This window comes from Mesoplasma grammopterae ATCC 49580 (genome assembly GCF_000701525.1).
In the GTDB taxonomy this organism is placed as follows: Bacteria; Bacillota_I; Bacilli_A; order Mycoplasmatales; family Mycoplasmataceae; genus Mesoplasma; species Mesoplasma grammopterae.
Genome location: NZ_JNJC01000001.1, coordinates 128,237 through 148,413 on the forward strand (window position 1 = coordinate 128,237; position 20,177 = coordinate 148,413).

A 20,177-nucleotide genomic window follows, 5' to 3' on the forward strand; every position below is an offset into this window, starting at 1 on the left:
AAAGTGGTTTTAAAACAAATTTTTAATTCTGTTAGAATTATTTTTTGTTAGCAAGTTTTGCTTCATGTAATGCTTTCATTACACCTTGTTGTGATAATAATTCTCTAACAGTTTCAGTTGGTTGAGCTCCATTTTGTAATCATTTTAAAGCTAATTCATTGTTAATTTTAACTTCTGATTTTAATGGATCAAATGTTCCAATTAACTCTATGTATTGACCATTACGGTTAACTCTTGAATCAGCAGCAACAATTCTGTAGAAAGGCGCTTGTTTTTTACCAATTCTTTTTAATCTAATTTTTACCATGTTTCCTCCTATAATTTTTAAAACCTTATTTAATTTTACTAAAAATAAAAAGGGTGTCAAGTAAAACTACTTAACTTCCCTATTTTTTTATTTATATCTGTGGTTTATTGGTCTCATTCTTCATTCAACAATACTGAATATTGAGAAGGCTACGCTATATCTTAAGATATTTCAAGCAAATATTGAAATTCCGATAACAAAATTAATATCTGCTACATTTTCTAACTTACCATCTGAATGATCATGTCCTTCATGGAATAAACTTATTGAATGTTCATGTGCATTATGACTATTAGTTGTTAAACCATCTAAATACATCCCTAATATAAACATACCTGTTGTAATAATTGACGCAAATATAATCATTAGTGGAATTGGCGCGAACCTTTTGAATCTAGCTTTTGTTTTATCAGTTTCTCTATGTATTGGTGAGTTATTAAATAGTACATTGAACACAAGTCATACCATTCAAACAATTAATACATTTTGAGGTGCTTCAATGACAGTTGATCAAATACCATGTTCTCCACCATGTATGGCAAAGTGAATAAAAGGATTTAATAATCCAATAATTGATGAAAATATTGGACCCAATGTTGCTATTGATATACAAATAAATGCAATATCTAAAAATCTAAAATCAATTCATAATTGACCTGAACCTACTGGTAACGCAATTTTTTCAAAGAAAATGTCTAGAGCACTAACTGTTGCTGTTAAAGCTAAGAACACGGAAGTAAGTACCATTTTATAAATAAGTCTTCTTCTAGACATTCTAAATTCAACAGATAGTTTAAATTCATTTTTTTCAATATGATCATGTCCCCCCTGATCATCAAAGTGATGAATTCCATGATAGTGATCTTCTTTTCTATGTTCTTTTTTGCTTATCTCTTCTTCTTCATTTAAACTTATATCTTTTAAATAAGTTCCATATTCTTTTTTATTTTTTTTCATGTTTTCTCCTAATTTATAAAAATTATAAATAAGAATTATAAATATTTCAAGTAATTTTCAAAAAATAAAAACAATATAAGATAAAATAAAAAAAGAAATGAGGAAATTAATATGTCAAAAAACAATGTATTAGACATGATCGTTGAAATTCCTAAAGGTTCTTCTAATAAATATGAAGTAGATGCAAAAACTGGAAGAATTATTTTAGATAGAGTTTTATATGGTGCTAACTTTTACCCAGGAGAATATGGAATGGTTGAAAATACACTAGACTGAGATGGAGATCCATTAGATGTTATTAGTTTATGTACATACCCAACAATGCCTGGTGTTCAAGTAAGTGTTAGAATTTTAGGATCAATTAAAATGATTGATGCTGGAGAAATTGATACTAAATTATTTGGAGTTTTCAATGACGATCCAAGATTTAGTTCTTATGAAAAATTAGAAGATGTTCCTCAACACTTACGTGATGAAATTGAAAACTTCTTCTTACAATACAAAGCTTTACAAAAAAAATCAGTAAAAATTAACGGTTGAGGAACTTTAGACGAAGCAATCGAAGAATTACATGAATGTAAAGAAAGATTTGTAGAATACAAAGACAGACTTGAAGCTGGTGAAAGAGACTTAATCTTAGCTGAGTGAAAAGAAAAAGGAATTGGGCAAGGATAATTTAAACAACTTAAAGTTGTTTTTTTTATACAAAAAAGAGGTTTTTAACCTCTTTCTTACATATAAACAAATGGTCCAACTCATTTAGCATTTTCTCAAAACTCAGAATTTTTAATTAATGGTAAATAACTTATTTTTATATTTTGAGCATAAGTTCTTGCACTAATGAAATCTTGAACATATTCTTCTAAAGTTAATTTAACCAATGAACTAATTTCATCAGTGTAATTATATTCAATAGCTTCTTTAACTTTAAATGAAAAGAAATAAGACATAATCATAGAAATAAATCCTATAAAAAATAATATTGAAAACATAGGAATTTTTCATATTCAAAGAATAATCTTATCAGTGTTTTCACTTGTTCTTCCGCTCATATAACCAAATAAAATACAATTTATTAATAAACAAACACACATTAGTACTAAAGATAGAAATGGAATAGTTACTAACAATCATTTGTATCCTCTTATTAAACCGTTTTTTTCATTAATTTTTGACGCTATTCACAATCTTGAAATAATATAATCAATTTCATATCCTACAGATTCAAATATTTTTTTAGATATTACAATTTGTTTTTTACTTTTATTTAAGTTTCTAAATAAACTAATATAATTTTCTGTATCTGCATAAATGATTTCAAAATCTGCTAAATGATAAATTCTTTTAAATTGTTCTATAATTCTTTCAATTTCTTTTGAACTTATAACATCATTATATGAATTGATTCTTGGTACTTGATAATTTATATATGACTTATTAAAATACAACACCGAAAATAGTAACGATATCATAACAATAAAGTTAACTATTAATAACATTAAATTTATAATAAATAAGTTATCCATATTATCACCTATAATGATTATAAAAAAAATAACACCTAAGTGTTATAAAAAGATTTTATTAATTAATTATATTTTCAAGTATTAAATCGCTTTTTCCCAAATTGCATCTTTTACATAAAGTTCATAAATTAGATAAATTTGAATCACCGCCTTTTGCAATAGGAACTTTGTGGTCAATATGTAATACAATAGAATTATTATTTTTCTTTGAATCGCCACAAACTTGACATGTTAAATTATCTCTATTAAAAATTTGAATACGAACTTTATCACTAACAAGGCTTCTTTCATATTTTCTTCTAAATTCTTCTGAAGATTTTACAATTTTATCTTTTTTTATAGTTTCTCATATTTCAAGTATTTGATAAAAATTTTTTATTTGAGCTTCTTTGTAAGAATTTCTTCCAGCGGGAGTTACATATTCTTTTGATAAATAAATTTTAAACTCAATAACTGGATTTATAAAGTTAGAAAAATAAATCTCTTTTTCATATTTATAAAATTTTTTAACTTTTATCTTTGATGCTAAAACGATTTCTAAATTTGTTTGAACAAAAGACTTGTCTATTTCTTCTTCATATTCTTTTTTAAAATTTATATTAGATTTTATAATCTTAATAATACTTTTTATTTCTGTTTCGTTTTCATATAAATAGTCATAACAAGCATTATATAAGGAAAAATTTTCATACATTCTTTTTCCATTAAAATGATTAAAATAAAGTACTAACTCTGTGTTATTTATTTTTTTAAATTTATGTTGAAAATTTAAATCAATTTGATTTTTCTTTTTTATCGCTTGACTCAATTTCACAATTTGTTTTTTTATTTTTTTATTTCTATAAGAAAATAAAAAAGAGATTATGATTATAAAAATAACACCTATTAATAAAATCCCTATAATAAATAAGTTATCCATATTATCACCTATAATGATTATAAAAAAAATAACACCTAAGTGTTATAAAAAGATTTTATTAATTAAATAGTTGCATTGTGATATACATTTTGTACATCTTCTAATTCATCAAGTTTATCCAATAAAGTTTGTAATTGTTGTTTTAATTCAGCATCTGAAACTTCAATATAGTCATCTATTGGAATTAACTTTATTTCTGACATTAAGTATTCTTCAATACCTAATTCATCAAGTGAGTGTTTAACTGCATTAAATGATTTATATGGAGCTGTAACAATGATCATGTCTTCTTCAACTTCAACATCATTTACATCAACTTCACTCATCATTAATTGTTCAAGTACTTCTTCTTCTGTTTTGCCTTTAAAAGCAAACATTGAAACTTCTTCAAACATGAAAGCAACTTTTCCTTCAGGATTACCATGGTTTTTATTAAATACTTCTCTAATATTGGCAGCTGCACGGTTAACATTACTTGTTAAAGCATCAACTATGATTGCTGTATTTCCTGGACCCATACCTTCATATCTATTTGATACGTAGTTTTCTGCATCTCCTCCAGTTGCTCTTTTGATAGCTCTATCAATAACTTCTTTTGGAATTTGATTTGATTTAGCTTTATCAATTAAAGCTCTTAATGCTAAGTTTGAAGATGGATCAGATCCACCTGCTTTGGCTGCCATATAAATTTCTTTACTTGCTCTACCATTAGCTGCAGATTTTTTTGCAGCTGTTTTAGCCATTGAGGCGGCGCGGACTTCGTGTGCTCTTCCCATATTAAAACTCCTTTTTAATTTTTTCTATATTTCTTATAACTTCTTCAACTTTTTCGTTTAAGTTATCATTGTTTGCATCAATTACTAAAAATGGAAAATCATTTTTATGTTCTTGATAATATTCTTCGTATGATTCATTCAATATTTTTCAATAGCTTTTGTCAATACTTAGTTCAGCAGCTCTTCCTCTTTCATTGATTCTTCTAATTGAAGTTTCATCTGAAACCTTTAAGTAAACAACTAAATCAAACTTTAATCTATCATTAGGATATCTTAAGTTTTCTGATACAACATATTGAAAAAAATCACAATATGTTTTGTAGTCTGTGTCATTAACATTTCCCATTTTATGACCAACATTCATGAAAATCGGATCTTCAATAATTGTTCTGTCAAAAATTTTATTTTTTAAATCTTTTGCTGCAAATAATTGTTTTGATCTAGCTGTTAACATAAATATTTGCATTCTAAAAGCATAAGCCTTAATATCATTGTAATAATCTTCAAAGTAGGGGTTTTCATCTATTGGCTCAGGAAATATTTCATAATTTAATCTATCTGATAATTCTTGTGATATTGATGATTTACCTGCTCCTACTGTTCCAAAAATTGCTATTTTCATAATTTATACCTCTTTATTTAATTTTTAAGTCTTCTTTTCTTTTTGTTGATTGATAAATTCCATAGAATTTTTTAACCTCATGAGGTTTTAATTCTCTATATCTTCCAACTTCTAAATCATCAACTTCTAAAAATTCAATTTTAGTTCTTTTTAATTTCATTAAATTAGCTTCAATAGCTGAAAACATTTGTTTAACGTGGTGTTTTTTACCTTCTGCAATTGTCATTTCAATAATTGATTGATCTTTTTCTTGGTCATAATTTAATAATTCTGCTTGTATTGCTTTTGTAAAATAATCATCCTCAATTTTTACACCTTTAAGTAATTGGTTAACTTGTTGTTTTGAAACCTTACCTTTACATAAACCTTGATAAGTTTTAAAGAATTCATATCTTGGGTGCATCACAAAATTTGCAAATTCACCATCATTAGTCATTATAATTAAGCCACTAACATCATAATCAAGTCTTCCAACAGGATAAACTCTAGTTGGTACATCTTTAAAATAATCTGCAACTGTTTTACGTTGTTTAGGATCATACATTGTTGTTAAAACAAGTCTTGGTTTATTAAATAAATAATAAAACTTTTCATTGTTCTTAGTTGTTTGTTTACCATTAACTTCAATATCAGCATCAGTACTTGTTTTAAAGCCAAGCTCGGTGATAACTACACCATTTACTTTAACTTTACCCTCAACTATTAATTTTTCAGCGTTCCTTCTCGAAGTAACACCTCTAGCTGAAATTATTTTCTGCAATCTTTCCATTAAAACATTCCTTCTGAGTCATCTTCCTCAAAAACATCTTCTTCTGAGATCATTTCTTCAGTAACTTTGATTTCTTCTTCAAAATCGTTTTCTTCATCTTGATTTTTATATGAAGCAAAATCTATTTGAGGTAAAGCTTCAAATCCACCTGTTATATTAAATAATTTAAAGAAGTTATCTGTGATTGTATAAAGATTTGCACCTGTTGAAGTTTTACCAATTGCTTTAATTAATTTTTTTTGTCTTAATCTATAAATTTGATATGAACATTCTGCTTGTCTTATCAACTCAATATCATGTTTTGAAATTGGGCCTTTATAAACAATAATTGATAAAACTTCAATACTTGAATTTGATAATCTTGAATTATTTACTTCTAATTCTAATTTAGCAAAGTATTCATGTAGTTCTGGTTTAGTTTGTAATCTATATTTATTTTTTCCAAATTTTTGAATTGAAAAAGCACAATCAGGATCTGAAGAATATTTTTTTTCTAATTCTAATATAGCTTCTTGAATTGTAACTGGTCTAACATCTTCAAGTACATTTTGTAAGTCTAGTAAACTAATACCATCATCACCATATACGAATAATAAACCCTCAACTATTGCTTTAATATTGCTATTCATATTCTTCTACCTCTTCTATTCTTCTTAATACAGATTCATCAGCTAAAGCTTCAGATGTGAATCTAAATTCTAATGTATCATTCTTTTGATTAATAACAGCAACTTGATGTCTTACCATATCTAGTACAGCTAAAAAAGTTGAAATTAAATTAATTAAGTTTAATTCATATCCAGTGATAACTTCTTCAAGTCTTCACTCTTTATGTTTATTTGTTTTCATAACATCAACAATTGATCTTGCAATTACTTGTGGAGAAATAATTTCATTTTGGATAGGTGCATAAGCATCTTCTAACAACATATTTTCATCATACTCAAAATCTTCATCAAAGTTTTGAGCTCTTTGTAAAATTGATTGGAATATTTCAGCAAATTCATCAATACCAATGTCAAGTGGGTTTACCATTAGTTCATCATTTCTATCTGCAATAGATTGAATAAATGATTTTTTTGTTTTTGGTTTTGAAAAAGTCTTTAAATATTCTTCTTGTTTATTATAGAAATATTCACTAACTTCTTTAATTTGTCCATATTGATTAATTTGTTCCAATAAATCCTCAAACATCAATTCATCTTCAGAATCATCTTCATCTTTTGGAAGTAATATTCTTGATTTCATTTCAATCATTTGAGCTGCTAAAACTAAATATTCACTAGCTAATTCAATATCTAATTTTTGTTGCCCTTCAATATATTTTAAATATTGATCAATTATTTCACTTAAATTAATTTCAAAGATATCAATCTTTTTATCTTTAACCATATTTCACAATAGGTCTAAAGGACCTGAGAAATTGGAAATATTTAATTCGTCTCAATGTTGCATGTTATTTCTCCTTGTTTATTTACTATTTTATAATAAATAAAATCCTTTTTCCTATTTATTAACTTGATTTAATTTTATTAATTTTAGTAATTCGTCATCGTTTTTCAAATCTCTATGCATTTGAATTAATGTTCGAGCAACTAAAATGAATAATAGTTCTGTTTCTAATGCTATATTATATTTTGATTTTGGATCTGTAAAAGAATGTTCTAGATTGTTTCTTAATTTTCTTATGTAATGGAATGAAACTGATTTATTTAATATTTTTAAATAATCTGCAAAAGCTAATTTTCTAACTGTTGTTTTGAATAGTGGCATTGATACTGAATCAAAATCTTTTGTAAAAATAAAATTACTTTTAACATCAATGCTTTTTAAATTATATTTATCGACAAAAAATACATTAATAAACATTAACTTATCAAAAATTGAATATAAATATTTATACATAACCAATTGATCATGAAATTCTAGTTCATTAATTGCAAATCTCTCATTGACACTATCATATGATTTGCTTTTAGAAGATTTATTAATGTAATAGTTAACAATCATTTTTATTTCAGAATAAATATAAAAATCAAAAAAGTAATTTTTAATTGTCATTAAAGAAAGCAGAGTTTTTAAAAGATATAAAAATTCATGTGTGTCTTTTGTTGAAACAACTTTTTTACTTGGTTTAATATCAATATCTAAAATTCTATTATTTTTAACCAAATTAGTGTTAAGTCTATGAGAAATTGTTGAATCTTTTAAAATCACTTCATCAATCATATTTGCAATAAAAAATAAAATATCATCAGCTTCAGACTGCTTAATTCTTTTATTCTTAACAATTTTAATTAATTGTTTTATTTTTTCTGAATAATCAATTAATTTTAATTCATTCATAAAATTTCTCCTTTCTTTTAATTACTAATTATTTCAAATGCATTTGCATGTCATTTATAAATTCTAATGAATATTTCATTTTGTTCTTTAAAAAATGATTTAATCATTTCACCAGTTATTTTATTGTCTAACTGTTCATTATGTTCTATTATTTTTTCATCTGAAAAAATAATAACTTGTTTTCTTATTCATTCAGCTAATTTAGCCGCATGTTGTTTTTCTTCTAAAGTTAAAGTTTTGTTGTTGTATTTAACTTCAAAATCATCTTTAATATCAGAATTTAAATTTTTATAAGTTATAACTTCTTTAAACATTGTTTGTTTAATTGACTCATAAAATTTATTTTCAAAATCATCTATTTCTTCTTGTTCAATAAACAACATACCAAATAAATCAGAAGGCTTAACAAATTTATGATTATTATATGAAGCTATTTTACTAACTACTTCTTCAAACTTTTTGCAAAGTGATTTGCTTATTGTAATTTTATTTTCACTTTCAAAATATTTTATAAAATCACGAAATACTTTATTATTTAAATTTTCATCTATTTTAATATCATTAATTTTTTCAAAATTATTTTTCATATAATCCTCTTATTCTGTAACTATTCTTGAATTAATTTTTCTTTCAACTGATTGTTTTTCATACTCGGAAAAAATATGTTTAATATTTGCGTAATCAACAAATTCTGCAATAACTTGATCAATTCAAATAACTGTTAAAAATAAATAAATACTATTTATAAAGAATAAAGCTGCTGCAGTTATTCTAATAACAATTTTTAAATTATTCTCAAAAGCAATAATATTATCTATATTTGTTTCTGCAATTATTGCTTCAATTGATTGGTAAGTAAATAAACCTGATTTAGTATAAATAATTGAATTGAAAACAAAAATAACCAAGAATTGACCAGCAAGTAATGCTGAGGCAATAAATCCTGTTACTGGAACACCTTTTGATGCTCTATAGTTTCACATAATTGCGAATCCAAATCACATGTAAAATAATACAAAATACGAAGAACCAAATATTAAATTAGAAATAACCATTCAAGCAGGATTAATAATAAATGTACTAATTAATAATGCTATTCCTGAGATTACAATTAGACCATAAATTAGATTTTTAACTCCAATCTTTGGTAATAAAATTTTATACAATGTATAACCTATTGCAAATTGTCCAAATATAAATAATGCTTGGTATTTTCTATCTAAAGTTGATAATCATTCAACATCATTATTATTTATTTTTGAATTTGTTACAAAATACATTCTAAATATTGGTGACTGAACAAAACCATAAATGATACCCAATAATAAAGTTAAAATAATTAATTTTACCAAAGTTGATTTAGAGTATTTTATTAATTCCTCTTTTAAAACTAATCTAAATTCACCAATTTTATTTTTATTTTCTGTTCCAATTTTAAAGCTTATTAATAAAGAAAATAATAGACAGATAATTACAAAAACATTTAAAATAATAAGTTTATCAGTTATGAAGTTATTTAAACTTATTATTCAATTACCAATAAATGTTGCAAATGTTATAACAAACCCAACTGAGAAAGAAACTTTTAATGCAAATAATCTATTGTATTTTTGCTCATTTAAATATAAAAAGTATAAACTTTGTGAAGAAATGCTTATGGCCAATATAATGGCTTGCAAAATAATAATAAATTTAAATCAAGCACTGTCATTTAATGGAATCAATAAAAGCATTGAAGCGACAATTGACGCAACAATTGAAGATCTTATTCATATATTTCTACTTCTAATTTTTCCTGTTATTCAAGTTGCTAGTGGTTTCATTAAAATAGCAAACAAAATTGAACTACCAAATAATAGCAATACAACAATTATGGCTGGTGGTGTGTTATGAAAAGTATCAGTTAAAATGTTTGAATTTTCTTGTATCAAAATAGCATTCATAACTCATACAATTAAAGTCTGCATATAAAATCAAAATAATTTTTTTTCAAAATTAAGTTTTTTGTAAATGAAGTATAAGAATAAAAAACCTAAAACAATTACAAAAGGAACAACAATAATTAAATCTCAATTATTCATGTTACATTGTTTCTAAAGCACTAACACCAATGATAGTAAATGCATTAGTCAATACTTGTAAAACAGACAATACTAATCCCAATCTTGCTTCACTTGTTGGCACATCATTTTCATCAAGGATTTTTGTATCAGCATAGTATGAATGGAATTGTTTACATACAGTTTGAATGTATTCACATATTAATTGAGGCGCTCTATTTTTTGCAGACATTTGGATTACTTGATTGAAGTTGTCTAATGTTAACAATAATTCAACTTCTTTTTTGTTTGATAATAAGTTAGATACGTTTAAATTTGCTTTTATATTTTTTTGTTCAGCTTGGTTTAAAATTGAATGACATCTTGCTGTTGCATATTGAGCATAGTAAACAGGGTTTGTTGCATTTTTTTGTTGAACTAAATCTAAATCTAAATCCATGTGTGAACTACTTGATTTAGAAGCTAACATATATCTTAAAGCATCTTTTCCAACCATTTCCATAATATCAACTAATCAAACAGCAGTACCTTTTCTTTTACTCATTTTGTATTCTTGGCCATCTTTAATAAGTCTTACCATTTGAACCATTTCAATTTCTAAAATGTCAGGATTATGTCCTAAAAGTTGTAGTCCTGCTCTCATTCTAGGAATATATCCGTGGTGATCTCCACCTCAGATGTTAATCAAAACATCTGCATTAGTTCTTTCAATTCTAATATTGTGAGTAGCTAAGTCAGGAACAATATAAGTTAGTGATCCGTCTTTTTTAACAAGAACACGATCTTTGTCATCCCCAAATTCAGTTGTTTTCAATCATAAAGCTCCATCTGCTTCATAAGTAGCATTTTTTTCTTTATATTCTTCTAAAAGTTTTTCAATTTGATTTGTATCATACATTTCTTGCTCACTTGAATAATGATCAATAACTACACCAAAATCTTTTAACTGTTGTTTGATTTCAGCTAAGAAATGTTGAACTGCTTCTTTTCTAAAAATTTGGTGAGTTTCATCATCTGAAATAGCTGTTTCAGTAAAAGTTAAATTTTTAAATTTATCACCATATTTTTGAATCATTATATTTGCTAAATCATCATAAAATGTTCCACCATAAGTATTAGCAGGTTTTTCTGCTTCAATTCCTAAAGCTCAAAGATAATGAACAAAAACAGTAACTGCTAAAATATTTATTTGATTACCAGCATCGTTTGTGTAGAATTCAGTCTGAACTTCATAACCATCAAATTTTAAAACCTCTTCTAATACTGATCCTGTTACCGCATTTCTTGCATGACCTACGTGTAAAAATCCAGTTGGGTTAGCTGATACGTATTCAATATTAATAATTTTATTCTTATTTTCATTTTTACCGTATGCTTCTTTTAAAGTTGTAATATTTTTAATTGTTGTTGAAAGTAATTCTGTTTTTAATTTAATATTAATAAAACCTGGTCCAGCAATTTCTATTTGGTCATAGTAATCTTTTTGTAATAATTCATGTTTAATATTTTCTGCTAATTGAACAGGATTTTGTTTCAACTCTTTTGCGCTCATTAAAGCAAGAGTTGAAGAAAAATGACTGTCAATATTATTTTTGTTAATTTCAACAATTGGGTCTTTTGATATATTAAATTTTTGCGCAATTTCTTTTAAGTCTTTTTTGACTATGCTAATTATGTTTTCCATTTTTTATTCCCACCTTCTAAGGAAAAAACATTTGTTATACAAATGTTTTAATCTATATTGCCATTAATTCTTTTTCTTTAACTTTTGATATTTCGTCTAATTGTTTAATACTTGAGTCTGTTAATTTTTGAATATCTGTTTCAATACCTTTAACAACGTCTTCACTTATTGATTTATCTTTTTTAGCTGTATCGATTGAATCTCTACGAATATTTCTAATACGTACTTTAAAGTTTTCTAATTCTTTATTCATTTTTTTAACTAAATCTTTTCTAATTTCTTCTGTTAAAGCTGGTATGTTGATTCTTACAACCTCAGCATCAGAAACTGGATTTAAATTTAAATCTGATTTATTAATTGCTGCAACCACTTCTTGAATTAAAGTTTTGTCTCAAGGTTTGATTACTAACAATTGTGGTTCAGGTGTTGATATTTGAGCAGTTTGATTAACTGGAGTTGGTGTTCCATAGTAATTAACCATAACTTTGTCTAACATTGTAGCACTTGCTCTACCTGTTCTAATTGTTTTTATATGTTCTTGTCAAGCAACAACAGTATCTTCCATTTGTTGCTCTGCTATTAATAAAATTTCATCCATTATTTTTTCCTCTATTCTTCTATTATTGTTGATTCTAATGAACCTTCCATAACCTTAATTATGTTGTTTTGCCCTTGCATGTCAAATACTTCAATTGGAAGTTTTGCATCCTTAGCCAATGTTGCAGCTGTTAAATCCATTACGCGTAATTGATTTTCAGCTATTTCACGATGAGTTAATTTTTTATAAAATTTTGCATTCGGATTTAAATTTGGATCTGAGTCATAAACTCCTTTTACTCCATTTTTTGCCATCAATACTGCATCAGCATCAATTTCGATTGCACGTATTACTGAATTAGTATCTGTTGTAAAGTAAGAGAACCCTGTACCACCAACAAAAATTGAAATGTAACCTTCATTCATTTTTAGTCGGGCCCTTTTAAAGTTGTAATCATCAGTAACTGTTTCAATTGGTAAAGAAGAATAAACATTAACTTTGTCATATCCTAATCTTTTGATAGTTGATTCAAGTGCTAAACCATTCATAACAGTTGCTAACATCCCCATGTAGTCAGCATTAATTTGTGGCATATCAATATCAGTTCCAAGTTTACCTCTTCAGATATTTCCTCCACCAATAACGATCCCTAATTTCAAACCATTTTTTGCTAACTCAACAATTTGTTTAGCAATGTCTTCTAATTTTTCTTTGTTGTAAATTTCATTTTCGCTTTTTAAAGCTTCACCACTCAGTTTTAATAAAACTGTACTATATTTATATTTCATATTAAATACCTCATTCATCTTATTTATTATACCCAAAATAGACAATAAAAAAAGCACTCCTAAGAATGCTTTAAACTATTTATTTCTAATTGTTTTATTATGATATGCTAATGCATCTTCAGTATCAACTTTGATACCTGTCATTTTTTCATCAAAGAATGAAGCATCAACCATTTTTGTACTAAATTTAACTTTTTTTGTAACTCTTTTACCTTGTTTGTAAAAAACATAAATATTTTCAGTTCTAGTGTCTTTTATAATTTTAACAATATTTTTATTGTCAATTTTTTCTCCAATTAAATTAACTGAATCTTTTGTTAACGCAACACCAAAGTGTGGTATGAAAAAGAATAAAGCAATTACTGAAGCAGCAATGAAAATCATTCCTATAACTGTTGTTACTATAGCACCTGTATTTGCATTTAAAATATCAGGTTTGTAAATTATAGCTGTTACAATTCCCATAATTTCACTTATTGAAATTAATGAAACAGTTACAATAGGTAAAACTAAACCATATTTTTTTGACTTAGTATCAAGTTTTATAAATTGGTAGTAATAAAATGCTAGTGTTAATAATAAAAGTAATGAAACTCCAATTAACACGATACTCATAATTAAAAATTTTGAACTCATAACTAGTTACCTAATTGAGCAGCTACTTCACTTGCAAAGTCAGTAACTACTTTTTCAATTCCTTCTCCAACTTCATATCTAACCATGTCAATTAAAGTTACTTTTTTAGATTCTAAGAATTGACCTACTTTGAAACTTTCATCAACAACATATTGTTGGTCTACTAAACTAATTTCTGATAAACGTTTTGATAATTTTCCTTTTAAAATGTTTTCTAAAACATTTTCTGGTTTACCTTGTAATTTTGGATCTTCTTTAGCTTCAGCTTTAATGATGCTAAATTCTGATTCTTTAAACTCAGCAGGAATTTCATCCATGCTTTTGTATTGTGGACTCATTGCAGCAACGTGCATAGCTAAGTTGTATGCATCTGTTGAATCAAGTGTTCCTTTAAAGTTTAATGCAACTGAAACTCTTTTGTTTGCGTGATTGTATAAAGTAGTTGTGTTTCCAGCTTCTTTTGCAATTAAAGTAAATCTTCTTAATTGAATTTTTTCTCCAATTGTTGCTGTGGCACTAACTAAAACTTGTTCAATTGTTTCTCCAGAGTTTGTTTTTAATGCTAAACCTTCTTCTAAAGTTTTAGCATTTGAAGCTAATAATACATTAGCAATTTCATCGATTAAATTTATAAATTTTTCGTTTTGTGCAACGAAATCAGTTTCTGAGTTAACTTCAAGAATAACAACTTTTTTGTCGTCTTCTTTAGCTAAAGCTACACCTTCAGCAGCTACACGGTCTGATTTTTTAGCAGCTTTAGCTAATCCGTTTTCTCTTAATCAAACGATAGCATCTTCGATATTTCCATCAGTTGCTTCTAAAGCTTTTTTACAGTCCATCATACCAGCTTGTGTAATTTCTCTTAATTCTTTAATTAATTGTGCGTTTACAGCCATATGTGTTTTCTCCTTTTAATTTTATTTATTAGTTATTTGTTCTTTCAGGTCTATTTCAGTTTCTGTTGTTTGAGTAGTTGTTTTCGCCTTCTGTTCTTTCACGTTTAACAACAACTGTTTTTAAAACTGAAGGTGCTAATTTTAAGTTAGCTCCATCAGCGAATGCATCAACTAAAGCGTTGATCATAATGTTTACTGATTCTTGTAAATCATCATTTGCAGGAATTGGTAAAGTTACGATATCTGGATCAACATTAGTATCACATAATCCGATAACTGGAATATTTAATTTAATTGCTTCTTTAACAGCAATTTCATCTGATTTAGGATCTACAACAATTAATGCAGCAGGTAATTTACGCATTTGTTTGATTCCACCTAATGATTTTTCTAAGTTAGCTTTTTCTTTTAAAATTAAGATTTGTTCTTTTTTAGTTCTTAAAGCTAATTGTCCATTTTTTTCTGATTCTTCAATTTCTCATAAAGCTTTAATTCTTTTCACGATTGTTTTGAAGTTAGTTAAAGTTCCACCTAATCATCTTTGGTTAACATAATAGTTTCCTGATCTTAATGCAGCTTCTTTAACAGCTAATTTAGCTGAACGTCTTGTTCCTACGAATAAAACTTTTTCACCTTTAGCTCCGATTGATTGAACTAATTTTTCAGCTTGTCTTAATTGAATTAAAGTTTTTTCTAAATCAATTACGTGGTTTTTTGATTTTGACCCATAAATAAATGGTGCCATTTTTGGATTTCATCTTTTTGTTTGGTGACCGTATTGAACACCAGCAGCAGATAACTCATCTCTTGTTACTTCTTTGTATGCCATTTTTGTACTCCTTCTTTTTTTGTATTTGTTAGGCTTCCAAGCGATTCGAACACTAACCACCCTTTTACTAATTCGGGCACTCGGTAAATGAATTCTCACTTGTGATTGAATATCTATATTTTTTGTTAAATAATCAACTTTAAAAATTATAGCAAAAAAAGCCCAATTTTTAAAGGGCTTAGATTTAAGAATTAATGTTATTTTTTAGTTTTACCTTTTGCAACGGTTGTTTCACTAGCTTTTAATGTATAAACTTTTGGTGTATTTTTATATTTATATCTTTTTTCAAAATAATTTTCATCATTGATTATTTCATTATTTTCTTCTATTTGATCGTATAAAGATTTCATTATTTGATCATTTTGATTTGATTCTTCTTCAGCATTAATACCAGCATCAATGAACCTAGCAATTTTTAATTTACTACTATTTTTTTGAATAATTTGTTTAACAATCGGTAAGTTAACAATAATATTTAAACCAATTTTTGGCCTGAATATTAAAGGCAATATAATACAAATTGGTAAACTTGTAATTCCTGTAATAGCAAGTACACTAATAATTGTTGGAATTGAAATTGAATCCACAATAACACTTGTTGTACCAGCTTCAGTAGTTGCAATATTTATTTTTATTAAAGCAAATTGGCTTAATCCATAATTTATAAATAGAGATGTTGAAATAACTGGAACTAATAAGAATATAAAGTTTGGTATTACATTTTTTAATGAAGAATTGTAAGTTATGTGTGTTCAAGTAAATGACCACAAGAAGAAGTAAGCAATCATCATAAATATCAATTTAATTATGTAAAAATATCTAATCATGTGAGGTATTCAATTAGTTTTATTTCCAGAATTAAAGGCAAAAAGGTAAAGTAGAAGTAAAGTTATAGCTTCTGTTACTACATATCAAGTTGCGATCAAGTTTAATCATTTAGTTGTTCTTTTCTCAATACCTTTAGCTTGAACTAAAACATACTGACCTTGTACTATAATAATGGCACTTGTAGATAAGCCAAATAATATTGAAAATTCTTGTCCAGAAAATATATATTTTAAAGCTTCTGCTTGATATATAGCACTAGCCTCTGTTCCATCAAAATCTTTTGCAATAACATTTCCAAATAATCCAGTTGCAACAAATGGTGTAAGAATCGAAATCATAACAAAACTAAATGCAGCAACAATATATGTATAAAGTTCATAGTTTGTATACGTTTTTCATTCTATTCTTCCTTCTCTTAAAATTTGAGATATAAAGTACTCTCTAAAAGAAACAATGAAATTTAACATAATAATTCTTATGTTAATACCTACTATCATATAAATAGATAACATAGATGTTGTTTTAAGACCAGAAGCTCCTAAAACAATAAGAAGAATAATGATGTCTGCATTCATTAAAGTATTTATTCCTAATGAAGAAAAGAAAAGTTTTGATGATTTTCTCACTAAATTATGATCATTAAAATCTGCATAAAATTTAATTCATGGGTATTTTCTTTTAACATATACCATAATCATAAATCCACGAATAAAAGGATAAATAACAATGGGCAAGAAAACTAAAACAGGACTAATATGTGTTCCTTTAAAATTAATATAACTTAGTAATGAAATAATTAACATATATACAATTACATCAGTAAACAAAATAATTGCTCTTCTTAAATAGTTTTGTTTATCAGCTTCAAGGACGTTTTCATAAATACCAAAAATAGAAGAACTAACAACTTGTTTGAATCCAAAAAAGAAACAAACAAAACCTAATTCTCATAAGTGTATTGTAATAGGATCCATTCCATCTTTAATAATTGGTCCTGTAATACTTGTTGTGATTGGATCTCCCTGTAAGAAATGTGGAGCTAAAGCAATTTCAAGAGGATATAAAATTGAAATTAAAGTTACAAAAATTAATCCTCTTCATAATTTATTACGATATTTTCTTTTTGCTGTTGAAAAAGATTCATTTGCAGTAATTCAATCTTTTTCCATAATTGGTTTTGCCATTAAAATAACTGTAGTTACCCCTAAGGCACCTTCACATGTACCACCAATAATAGCAACTGACATTGATATTCTTACGAACCCATTAAATTCAGTACCATAAGCACTCAAAATTCAATAAATCATAAGAATTTGAATAATAGTATTTGTTAAAGAAATGGCAACCCCAACTAGTGCACTTCAAACACTAGTTCTAGCTGACGTCTTTATAACTATGTTTTCTGTTGCATTTGTAGCTTCATGTTGCATTTCTCCACCTCCTTTTTATCAGGTTGGTTCTATTTCTATAATTTTACCATTTAGATTTTCTAAATTTCCTTCGAAACCATTGAACACTAATTTATTAGCAAATAAAAAAATCATTTTTTCATTGTTTATTATTGTTCCAGAATATCTAGAATCATTGATAATTGAAGCACCATAATATTCGAGAGTAGCTCTAATTTGATGCTTTCTTCCTGTTAATATTTGAACTTCAAGTTCAGTTTGTTCATTAGTTACATCTAAACTAACAACATTAAATATTGTTGTAGCTTCTTTATAATCACTTTTAAATTCTTCACTAAATACTGATTTTTGAATTACTGGATCATATTTAATTCATCCCTTAGCAATTAAACTTTCTGTAACCGGAACATCAATTCTACAACGATAGTATTTTTCAATTTTTTCTTTATCTTGAATTGCTTCCACCATAATGTCATGTGTTTGTTTATTTTTTGCATACATAATTAGTCCAGATGTTAATTTATCTAATCTATGAATATGACTTATAACGTATGAATTTTCTTCACTAGGGTTATATTGTTTTGTGTCAAATAAATAATTCTTAACAATATCATCCATACTTGTTTTTACTGGAGAATGAACTTCAAGATTATAAGGTTTTTTAACAATTAAAAGATTTGAATCTTCATATATAACATCAATGTCATAATTTGTGATTTTTTTAAAATCATCTCTTAAAACTGGTTTGTTATTGTCATAAACAATAATTTCATCATTAGCTTTAATTAAATAATCTTTATCCTTAATTCTTTTTCCATTAATTTTAATGTCACCTTTTCTTAGTCATTTGTAAATAACTGATAGAGGTGTTGTTTTATAATTCTTTTTTAAAAATTTAAATAATGACTGATTATCATCATTTTGATTTGCTTTAAATGTATTCATTAGTTTCTCCCTGCGATCATTAAAATAAATGTTATAAGGTTTGATCCTAAATGAACTAATCATGAATAGGTTACATTACCTTCTGTGTAAATAAAAGTTGCTGATAATATAATTGATGGAATTAAATATATGTAAATGTTTTGAACATCTCCCATACCTACATGTACCATAGCAAAAGCTAATGATGAAATGATCATTGCAAATCACTTATTACCAACTCCTGTAAAAATTGAATCTCTAAATGCTAGTTCTTCAACTAATGGTGCAACAACAACACTAAAAATAAATAATAAAATTGAATAAAATATCTTAACTGTAATTGAAGAGTTTTTATAAATTTCATTAAGTGCATTTTGATTTATTGTTTCTATTTCAATAAAACTTAATCCAAATGATACACCGAATAAAGCGATTGTCATTATTAAAACTACTACTATTACTTTCTTCCATTCTTTTTTCAAAGTTAAAAAAATTCTATCTTTTAAAAATGGCACTTTAATAAATAATATTATTCCTACAACAACTTCTGCAATTATTTGTAGTGTCATTGATACAAATTGAGTTGCTACCTGATTATTTTTACTGTTTCAACCAGATAAAGCTAAAAATAACGAACCTAAAATTATTACAAATAAGAAAGGCAATACTATAAAAGCATAAATACCAAAAGCATTGGTTCTTGTAAAAAGTTCATTGTCTCTTTTATATAAAACAAAGCAACCGATTGCAGAACAAAATATTTGAACTGAAACAAACACAAGATTTATAATACTTTGTGTCTCTTCTTCTGTATTTGCGTTTATTGTAAATTTTAATATTATAAGAACTATTAATGGCACAAATAGAACAGAAGTTGCGAATATGATTCCATCAACCAAAGGATTAAAAACATTAAATTTGAATTTAACTTCTTCTGGTAATTGATCTTGAAATCTCATTTTGTTTGTTGATGATTTCATAAAATTTTTAAGTTTATTAATTATTAATTTCATGTTTCTCCTTTTTTCTTGTCTAATTAATTAAAGCATATAAAAAAATTGCTATAAGCAATTTTCATTAATTTTGTTTTAACCTTCAATTAATGCTGCAGCGATCATTGCTTCTTTAATACCAGCAACTGCTTCTTCAGCATCACTACCATCAGCAATAATAGTAATTTCATCACCATTTTTAATTTGCATTGATAAGATGTTCATTATTGATCTTAAGTTTCCTGATTTACTTCCTGAAACGATTTGAATGTCTGAACCATATTTTGAAGCTGCTGAAATAATTGCAGTAGCTGGTCTTGCGTGTAATCCAATTTTGTCAGTTATAACTGCTGTAAATTGTGCCATTTAAT

At 26.2% G+C, this 20,177-nt stretch carries 23 protein-coding genes; 1 reads left to right on the forward strand and 22 read right to left on the reverse strand.

Annotation, left to right across the window (positions count from 1 at the left end; genetic code table 4):
• Window positions 1-37 precede the first annotated feature (37 nt).
• Window positions 38-307 carry a 30S ribosomal protein S16 gene (gene rpsP / locus T314_RS0100640; RefSeq protein WP_011183440.1) on the reverse strand — a complete coding sequence of 90 codons (270 nt, stop codon included), beginning with the start codon at window positions 305-307 and terminating at the stop codon, window positions 38-40.
• Between the two features lie 87 nt (window positions 308-394).
• The gene (locus tag T314_RS0100645; protein ID WP_029511738.1) at window positions 395-1,264 is read right to left on the reverse strand and encodes an ECF transporter S component; all 870 of its coding nucleotides are present in this window, start codon (window positions 1,262-1,264) and stop codon (window positions 395-397) included.
• Window positions 1,265-1,375: 111 nt separating this feature from the next.
• On the opposite strand from T314_RS0100645, the gene T314_RS0100650 reads away from it, so the two are divergent.
• Window positions 1,376-1,939 (forward strand): inorganic diphosphatase, encoded by a 564-nt coding sequence (locus T314_RS0100650; RefSeq protein WP_029511739.1) that lies wholly within the window; start codon window positions 1,376-1,378, stop codon window positions 1,937-1,939.
• 56 nt (window positions 1,940-1,995) lie between these two features.
• Here the strand turns inward: T314_RS0100650 and T314_RS0100655 are convergent, their stop codons facing one another.
• From T314_RS0100655 to T314_RS0100750, 20 genes are all read right to left on the reverse strand, one after another.
• Window positions 1,996-2,790, reverse strand: coding sequence for a hypothetical protein (locus T314_RS0100655; RefSeq protein ID WP_029511740.1), 795 nt, complete (start codon window positions 2,788-2,790; stop codon window positions 1,996-1,998).
• A gap of 58 nt (window positions 2,791-2,848) precedes the next feature.
• Window positions 2,849-3,709, reverse strand: a complete 861-nt coding sequence (locus tag T314_RS03870) for an HNH endonuclease (RefSeq protein ID WP_051612864.1) — start codon at window positions 3,707-3,709, stop codon at window positions 2,849-2,851.
• A 62-nt stretch (window positions 3,710-3,771) separates the two neighbouring features.
• The gene (locus T314_RS0100665; RefSeq protein ID WP_011183444.1) at window positions 3,772-4,485 is read right to left on the reverse strand and encodes a YebC/PmpR family DNA-binding transcriptional regulator; all 714 of its coding nucleotides are present in this window, start codon (window positions 4,483-4,485) and stop codon (window positions 3,772-3,774) included.
• A 1-nt stretch (window position 4,486) separates the two neighbouring features.
• The gene (locus tag T314_RS0100670) at window positions 4,487-5,107 is read right to left on the reverse strand and encodes a deoxynucleoside kinase (protein WP_029511741.1); all 621 of its coding nucleotides are present in this window, start codon (window positions 5,105-5,107) and stop codon (window positions 4,487-4,489) included.
• A gap of 13 nt (window positions 5,108-5,120) precedes the next feature.
• Window positions 5,121-5,876 carry a pseudouridine synthase gene (locus tag T314_RS0100675; protein ID WP_011183446.1) on the reverse strand — a complete coding sequence of 252 codons (756 nt, stop codon included), beginning with the start codon at window positions 5,874-5,876 and terminating at the stop codon, window positions 5,121-5,123.
• A complete protein-coding gene (scpB, locus tag T314_RS0100680; RefSeq protein ID WP_029511742.1) occupies window positions 5,876-6,505 on the reverse strand; it encodes an SMC-Scp complex subunit ScpB in 630 nt (209 codons plus the stop codon). Before scpB ends, T314_RS0100675 begins: the two co-directional genes overlap by 1 nt.
• Entirely contained in the window at window positions 6,498-7,331 is an 834-nt protein-coding gene (locus tag T314_RS0100685) for a segregation and condensation protein A (protein WP_029511743.1), read from the reverse strand. The genes scpB and T314_RS0100685 overlap by 8 nt, the downstream gene beginning before the upstream one ends.
• Before the next feature lie 51 nt (window positions 7,332-7,382).
• Window positions 7,383-8,222 (reverse strand): hypothetical protein, encoded by an 840-nt coding sequence (locus T314_RS0100690; protein ID WP_029511744.1) that lies wholly within the window; start codon window positions 8,220-8,222, stop codon window positions 7,383-7,385.
• A gap of 17 nt (window positions 8,223-8,239) precedes the next feature.
• Complete coding sequence (locus T314_RS0100695) at window positions 8,240-8,809, reverse strand: hypothetical protein (RefSeq protein ID WP_029511745.1); 570 nt, start codon at window positions 8,807-8,809, stop codon at window positions 8,240-8,242.
• 9 nt (window positions 8,810-8,818) lie between these two features.
• A complete protein-coding gene (locus tag T314_RS0100700) occupies window positions 8,819-10,303 on the reverse strand; it encodes an MFS cation transporter (protein WP_029511746.1) in 1,485 nt (494 codons plus the stop codon).
• A gap of 1 nt (window position 10,304) precedes the next feature.
• Window positions 10,305-11,966: an arginine--tRNA ligase gene (argS, locus tag T314_RS0100705; protein WP_029511747.1), complete on the reverse strand. Its 1,662-nt coding sequence runs from the start codon at window positions 11,964-11,966 to the stop codon at window positions 10,305-10,307.
• A gap of 52 nt (window positions 11,967-12,018) precedes the next feature.
• Window positions 12,019-12,564 carry a ribosome recycling factor gene (gene frr / locus T314_RS0100710; RefSeq protein WP_011183453.1) on the reverse strand — a complete coding sequence of 182 codons (546 nt, stop codon included), beginning with the start codon at window positions 12,562-12,564 and terminating at the stop codon, window positions 12,019-12,021.
• 11 nt (window positions 12,565-12,575) lie between these two features.
• Window positions 12,576-13,292, reverse strand: a complete 717-nt coding sequence (pyrH, locus tag T314_RS0100715; RefSeq protein WP_023026088.1) for a UMP kinase — start codon at window positions 13,290-13,292, stop codon at window positions 12,576-12,578.
• A gap of 75 nt (window positions 13,293-13,367) precedes the next feature.
• Window positions 13,368-13,928 carry a hypothetical protein gene (locus T314_RS0100720; RefSeq protein WP_029511748.1) on the reverse strand — a complete coding sequence of 187 codons (561 nt, stop codon included), beginning with the start codon at window positions 13,926-13,928 and terminating at the stop codon, window positions 13,368-13,370.
• 2 nt (window positions 13,929-13,930) lie between these two features.
• On the reverse strand, window positions 13,931-14,824 hold the full coding sequence (tsf, locus tag T314_RS0100725; RefSeq protein WP_029511749.1) for a translation elongation factor Ts: 894 nt from the start codon (window positions 14,822-14,824) through the stop codon (window positions 13,931-13,933).
• Between the two features lie 28 nt (window positions 14,825-14,852).
• Window positions 14,853-15,653 (reverse strand): 30S ribosomal protein S2, encoded by an 801-nt coding sequence (gene rpsB, locus T314_RS0100730; RefSeq protein WP_029511750.1) that lies wholly within the window; start codon window positions 15,651-15,653, stop codon window positions 14,853-14,855.
• 197 nt (window positions 15,654-15,850) lie between these two features.
• Entirely contained in the window at window positions 15,851-17,911 is a 2,061-nt protein-coding gene (locus T314_RS0100735; protein ID WP_029511751.1) for a hypothetical protein, read from the reverse strand.
• 15 nt (window positions 17,912-17,926) lie between these two features.
• Window positions 17,927-18,835 (reverse strand): RluA family pseudouridine synthase, encoded by a 909-nt coding sequence (locus tag T314_RS0100740; RefSeq protein ID WP_029511752.1) that lies wholly within the window; start codon window positions 18,833-18,835, stop codon window positions 17,927-17,929.
• Window positions 18,835-19,827 (reverse strand): CPBP family intramembrane glutamic endopeptidase, encoded by a 993-nt coding sequence (locus T314_RS0100745; RefSeq protein ID WP_029511753.1) that lies wholly within the window; start codon window positions 19,825-19,827, stop codon window positions 18,835-18,837. The genes T314_RS0100740 and T314_RS0100745 overlap by 1 nt, the downstream gene beginning before the upstream one ends.
• Window positions 19,828-19,902: 75 nt before the next feature.
• Window positions 19,903-20,172, reverse strand: a complete 270-nt coding sequence (locus T314_RS0100750) for an HPr family phosphocarrier protein (RefSeq protein WP_011183463.1) — start codon at window positions 20,170-20,172, stop codon at window positions 19,903-19,905.
• Between the last annotated feature and the right edge of the window lie 5 nt (window positions 20,173-20,177).